General features: G+C 71.3%; 4 protein-coding genes and 2 pseudogenes. 4 read left to right on the forward strand and 2 right to left on the reverse strand.

The features are described from left to right. Positions 1–387: pseudogene (locus tag BJF79_RS57515) on the reverse strand (hypothetical protein); the annotation flags it as partial. A gap of 219 nt (positions 388–606) precedes the next feature. Between BJF79_RS57515 and BJF79_RS34180 the strand changes: the two are divergent. From BJF79_RS34180 to BJF79_RS34190, 3 genes are all read left to right on the forward strand, one after another. After that, positions 607–975 carry a hypothetical protein gene (locus tag BJF79_RS34180; protein ID WP_075903666.1) on the forward strand — a complete coding sequence of 123 codons (369 nt, stop codon included), beginning with the start codon at positions 607–609 and terminating at the stop codon, positions 973–975. Between the two features lie 137 nt (positions 976–1,112). Continuing rightward, positions 1,113–1,424 (forward strand): roadblock/LC7 domain-containing protein, encoded by a 312-nt coding sequence (locus tag BJF79_RS34185; protein ID WP_262402973.1) that lies wholly within the window; start codon positions 1,113–1,115, stop codon positions 1,422–1,424. A gap of 87 nt (positions 1,425–1,511) precedes the next feature. Then, a complete protein-coding gene (locus BJF79_RS34190) occupies positions 1,512–1,997 on the forward strand; it encodes a VOC family protein (RefSeq protein WP_075903662.1) in 486 nt (161 codons plus the stop codon). A 65-nt stretch (positions 1,998–2,062) separates the two neighbouring features. Here BJF79_RS34190 and BJF79_RS34195 read toward each other — a convergent pair whose 3' ends face one another. Next, positions 2,063–2,899 (reverse strand): undecaprenyl-diphosphate phosphatase, encoded by an 837-nt coding sequence (locus tag BJF79_RS34195; protein WP_075903664.1) that lies wholly within the window; start codon positions 2,897–2,899, stop codon positions 2,063–2,065. Between the two features lie 594 nt (positions 2,900–3,493). Here BJF79_RS34195 and BJF79_RS34200 point away from each other — a divergent pair. Next, a pseudogene (locus BJF79_RS34200) lies at positions 3,494–3,930 on the forward strand (hypothetical protein); the annotation flags it as partial.

The raw sequence follows: 3,930 nt of genomic DNA on the forward strand, positions 1-3,930 counted from the left end.
CGTCCTCGGCGCCGGGCCCGTCGGGGACGGCCGAGCAGGTGCGGACGCCGCCGAGCGCCATCGCGAACACCGCGTCCACGATCGCCGTGCGGGTGACGACCTGCAGGCCCGCGTCGCCGAGGAGGCCGCGCCGGACGAGTTCGTCGCCGAGCGTCCGCGGGCAGCGCCCGCCGCGAACGCGGCCGTCCAGTCGGCCTCGGAGACGCGGCCGGAGCGCAGCAGCAGCGGTTCGGGGCCGGGCGCCGCCGGGGTCGCCGCCGCCACGACCAGCCCGCCGCGCATCGCGACCGTGCCGCCCGGCGTCCCCTCCACGCGCAACGTGCCGGTGAACCCCCGCCGCCCGCGCCGCTCCAGCGCGGCCGGCAGGATCCCTGCGCTTCTGGTCATCGTCCCTCAGCTCCGGAAACGCCCGCACCCGCGGGCGAAGGTTATTTACGGTGACATGACGGTGAGGTCGGGAACAAACTGGACCGAGTGTGCGGACAATCCGCTCGCCCGGATGATCTCCAAGATAGATTGCTGTCCGAAATAGGCGTTATGCCGCAGTCGGGGGAAGCCGTGCCGCTCCTCGCCGCGCGCCGCGCCCAGGGACGAGGAAAGGGCTTCATGAACATCGAGACCGCGCTGAAGGAGGCCATGGCGATCGACGGTGCCGTCGGCGCCGCGCTCGTCGACTACGACAGCGGGATGATGCTCGGCGCCTACGGCGGCGCGCCCGACCTCGATCTGGAGATCGCCGCGGCCGGCAACACCGAGGTCGTCCGTGCCAAGGTCCGCACCATGGAGGCCCTCGGCATCGACGACACCATCGAGGACATCCTCATCACCCTGCACCGCCGGTACCACCTGATCCGGCTGCTGGAGCGCGGCGGCCCCGCCCGCCTGTTCCTCTACGTGGCGCTGGACCGCGACCGCTCCAACCTGGCGCTCGCGCGCCACCACCTGCGGCGCATCGAAGGCGAGCTCAGCATCTGACCCGCCCCGCCGGACGGCGGACGGCGCGGCGCGCACGAGGGGCCCGACGATACGAGGGGGACGGTCATGCGGGAGAAGGTGCTCGCCGAGCTGCGGGCGCTGCTCGACGAGGTGCTGGGGGCCACCGACGCCGCGCCGTGGCGTCGTCGGACGGGATGCTCATCGCCGCCGACACCGGCGAGGTCCGGCCGGACGTGCTGGCGGCGATGGCCGCCGCCGCGCTCGGCCTCGGCCGCAGCACGAGCGAGGAGGTGGGGCTGGGGTCGCTCCGCGAGGTCGTGACCCGCTGCCGGGACGGCCACATCGTCGTCTACGCGGTCGGCGAGCGGGCGCTGCTGGTGGTCCTCGGCGACGAGGGACTGGACGTCGCGAACCTGCACCTGCGGTCCCGTCCGGTGGTCGAGCGGCTCGAGGCGATCGTCCAGCGGGAGGGCGTCTCCGCCGGTTGACCGCCCGCTTCGGTGCGCCGCGCGCGATGAGTTCCCGATCCGGGGCAGGTCTGCCTGGGGGAGAACACCGCAGCGAGGAGGTATCCGATGGTCGCCAAGGGTTTCACGACGTGCCTGTGGTTCGACGGGCAGGCCGAGGAGGCCGCGAACCACTACGTGTCGGTCTTCAAGGACTCCGAGATCGGTGACGTCATGCACGCCCCGGACGGCAATCCGCACACGACGCCGGGCCAGGTGCTGACGGTCGAGTTCGAGGCCAACGGGCAGAAGTTCGTCGGCCTGAACGGCGGCCCGATGTTCACGTTCAACGAGTCCGTCTCCTTCCAGGTCCGCTGCGCGGATCAGGAGGAGATCGACTACTACTGGGGCCGGCTGCTCGAAGGGGGCGGCGAAGAGGGCCCGTGCGGCTGGCTCAAGGACCGGTTCGGCGTGTCCTGGCAGGTCGTCCCCGAGGAGCTGATGCGCATGTTCCTCGACCCGGACCGGGAGAAGGCCGCCCGCGCGAACGTGGCGATGCAGACGATGCGCAAGCTGGACATCGCCGAGCTGCGCAGGGCCTTCGCGGGCGGCTGACCCGCCCGGACCGCGGCCGGCCCCGGCCCCGGACGATCGAGGCCGGGGCCGCCGCGGCGCGGCGGTCAGCTCGCGATGACGTTGGTGCCCAGCAGGCCGAACAGCAGCACGCCGATCACCACCCGGTAGATCACGAACGACGTGAACGAGTGGCTCGCCACGAACTTCAGCAGCCACGCGATCGAGGCGTACGCGACGATGAACGACACGACCGTCCCGACGGCCAGCGGCAGCACGCCCGTGCCCGTGCCGAGCGCGCCGGGCAGCTGGTAGAGGCCCGCGCCGGTCAGCGCGGGGATGCCCATGAAGAACGACAGCCGGGTCGCGGCGACGCGGTCGAGGCCGAGCAGCAGCCCGGTCGAGATCGTCGCGCCCGAGCGGGAGAACCCCGCGAACAGCATCGCGAGGATCTGCGACGAGCCGACCAGCATCGCGTCCTTGAAGTCGGTGTCGTCCTCGCCGCGCTTGTGCCGGCCGTACCGGTCGGCGAGCCACATCACGACGCTGCCGCCGATGAGCGACCCGGCCACCACCCAAAGCGAGGCGAGCGGCCCCTCGATCAGCGACTCGGCGCCGAGCCCGACGGCCACGACCGGGACGGTCGCGAAGATGACCCACCACCCGAACTTGTAGTCGTGGTGATAGCGCTCGGACGGTTTGACCAGTCCCGTCCCCCACGCTTTGACGATGCGAAGAATGTCGTTGAAGAAGTACACCAGGACGGCGGCGATCGCCCCGACCTGGATCACCGCGGTGAAGCCCACGACCGACTCGTCGTCCACCGGGATGCCCATCAGACCCTCGGCGATCTTGAGATGGCCGGTAGAGGACACCGGCAGGAATTCGGTCAGCCCCTCCACGATGCCGAGGACGATGGCCTGGCCTACGCTGATCGCGCTCACGTGACTCGTTTTTCCCTCTCATGCCCGGTTACGCGCCGTGAGCCTAGCGCCGCCGGACGAGCGAAACCCGCATATCGGCCGCGCGTTATCCCACCGGCCACCGGCTGTTCACCCGCCGGACGGCGGCTCATTACGCCTCGATCAATCGACGGTCAAGCATAAATGCCACCGAAGGAACGGCCCCGTCCGCTTACCATGCTCGCGTGTCGTTAGCCCTCGCCCCTTCCCGCGCGGTTCCGAAAGAATGGAGCACGCCGCGCTGGCTTAAGTCCATGATGACCTTTTCGGTGGGTATTGCACTATTGTTCTGGCTCGCCGCGACGGGCGTACTAGTCGGCGGCCGGTCCGCGGTGGAATCGGCGCGGGAATCGGGCGTGCCCGCCTACGTCGCGCCCGGACGGCGCACGCCGCGCTGTCGGACGCGACCGCGCCGCGTGGCAGAGCTTCCGATCGGGCGCCGCGCAGCTGATCGGCCCCGGGCAGCGGTTCCGCGACGACATCACGACCGCGGGCGACAGCCTGTCGCGCATCGCCGGGGTCGACGCGGGCGGCACCGAGCGGCGCGACCGGCTCCGCTCGGTCAACGCCCAGGTCGTGACGTACCAGGGGCTCGTCGAGCAGGCCGACGCCACCTACCGCAAGGGCCTCGAAGACCTCGGCTACGCCTACCTCACCTACGCGTCGACGATGCTGCACGCCGACGGCGGGCTCCTCGACCGCATCGACGAGATCGCCGAACACGACCGGGGCTCGGTCGAGGACCGGCACGCGTCGGTGTGGGTGGCCGAGGCCGCCGTCGCGGCCGTCTGCGTGATCGCCGCCGCGCTCCTCACCCTGCTCGGCTACGTCCAGGCGGCGATGGCGCGGCGCTTCCGCCGCGTCCTGAACCTCCCGCTGCTCGCCGCGTCCGTCCTGCTGGTCGGCCTGACGGTCTGGTTCGCGGCCACGTTCCTGCGGGTCGGCGACTCCTTCTCCGCGGCGACCGAACGGGCCCTGCCCGCCTTCTGCGCGAGGAACCCGTCGCCGTCGTG

It is taken from the genome of Actinomadura sp. CNU-125, assembly GCF_001942465.1.
In the GTDB taxonomy this organism is placed as follows: domain Bacteria; phylum Actinomycetota; class Actinomycetes; order Streptosporangiales; family Streptosporangiaceae; genus Spirillospora.

What these genes read in the sequence shown, in the direction of transcription:
- BJF79_RS34180 (WP_075903666.1), top strand. Translation starts at nt 607, where the DNA reads ATGAACATCGAGACCGCGCTGAAGGAGGCCATGGCGATCGACGGTGCC.
- BJF79_RS34190 (WP_075903662.1), top strand. Translation starts at nt 1,512, where the DNA reads ATGGTCGCCAAGGGTTTCACGACGTGCCTGTGGTTCGACGGGCAGGCC.